Source organism: Actinacidiphila sp. bgisy167 (assembly GCF_965342175.1).
GTDB lineage: Bacteria > Actinomycetota > Actinomycetes > Streptomycetales > Streptomycetaceae > Actinacidiphila.
The window spans coordinates 1-1,276 of the sequence record NZ_CBDRBL010000205.1 but is presented as its reverse complement, the minus strand read 5'-3'; the positions used below and the strand labels follow the sequence as shown (position 1 = coordinate 1,276).

Genomic DNA, 1,276 nt, shown 5'->3' with positions numbered 1-1,276 from the left:
TCAGATCTTGTGACTGCTGATCGTTGATGTCGTTGTCTGGTCATGCTGGTCGATGTGGCACCTGAGCACGTTGATGCCTGGGCGGAGGAGCTTGCCCAACTGACATCCGGAATGGGGCACTTGTTCGCGCGGCCGGAGCCGCGTGAAGTGTTCGCGGACCTGGTCGAGGGCCTGCTGTCGGATCTGGGCCGGAAGAACGGCTGGACGATGGCCGAGCGTGCGGGGCATGCGACCCCGCACCGGATCCAGAAGTTCCTCGGTGAGGCCTCTTGGGACGTGGACGCACTGCTGGGTGAGGTCCAGGACTACATCGCCATCCACCTCGGCCACGAGCAGGCCACGCTGGTGCTGGACGATACCCAGGTCATCAAGAAGGGGACCCGCTCGGTCGGGGTAGCCCACCAGCACTGCGGCGCCACCGGGGACGTGCGCAACTGCCAGGTGATGGTGATGCTCACCTACGCCGCTGAGGCCGGGCACACCTTCTACGACCGGCGCTTGTACCTGCCCGCTGCCTGGGCTTCGGACCTTGAGCGGCGCCGGGACGCCGGCGTGCCCGAGGACATCACCTTCGCCACCAAGCCCCACCTGGGCATCGCGATGCTCCAAACGGCGCTGGCACGAAAGCTGCCGTTCGCGTGGGTGGCCGCCGATGCCGACTACGGCAAGGACCCCGCCCTGCGCGCCTTCCTGCACGACCATGCCCTGCCCTACGTGCTCGCGGTCCCGGTGACGCTCCCGCTGGCCGGGCCTCCCGGCAAGCCCTGCCAGCCGGCCGTCACCCAAGCCGGCGAGCTGCTGCACTACGCGGCGAGCCGCGACCAGTGGGAGCGCCGCAGCCAGGGCGAGGGCTCCAAGGGACAGCGGTACTACGACTGGACCTGGTTCGAAGTGACCTTGCCCAACCAAGAGCCCGCTGAGGGATTCGCCCATCATCTCCTGATCCGCCGCTCCACCGACAAGAAACAACTCGCGGGAGGTGTCAGCACAGCGCGGTCGTCGGCGAGGCGGCCCACCGTCCAGCGGGCCAGGCGGTCGCGTACGGCGTCGTGATCCCATACCGCGCGGGCCAGGAAGTGCTGGAGGCGGTGCGGGCCGCTGTGGCCGAGCGCCTCGGCCAGTGTCCAGCAGTTCGCCCGCTCCACGCCCATCAGCATCGCCTCGACCACCTCCCCCGAAGGTCTGCCGCGTCTCCCGGCGCGGGAAGCAGCCCGCCATCAGGCCCATCACCTCCCCGAAGCCGTCCCGCCACACCTCTTGCGCTACCGTGGCCTCA

At 68.8% G+C, this 1,276-nt stretch carries 1 protein-coding gene and 1 pseudogene; one reads left to right on the top strand and one right to left on the bottom strand.

Going from position 1 to position 1,276, the window contains the following annotated elements; genetic code table 11:
• Positions 1–42: 42 nt before the first annotated feature.
• Positions 43–981 (top strand): annotated as a pseudogene (locus ACRWND_RS30795) (IS701 family transposase); the annotation flags it as partial.
• On the opposite strand, the gene ACRWND_RS30790 reads toward ACRWND_RS30795, so the two are convergent.
• Positions 933–1,151, bottom strand: coding sequence for a transposase (locus ACRWND_RS30790; RefSeq protein ID WP_431955260.1), 219 nt, complete (start codon positions 1,149–1,151; stop codon positions 933–935). The pseudogene ACRWND_RS30795 and the gene ACRWND_RS30790 sit on opposite strands and share 49 nt — an antisense overlap.
• Between the last annotated feature and the right edge of the window lie 125 nt (positions 1,152–1,276).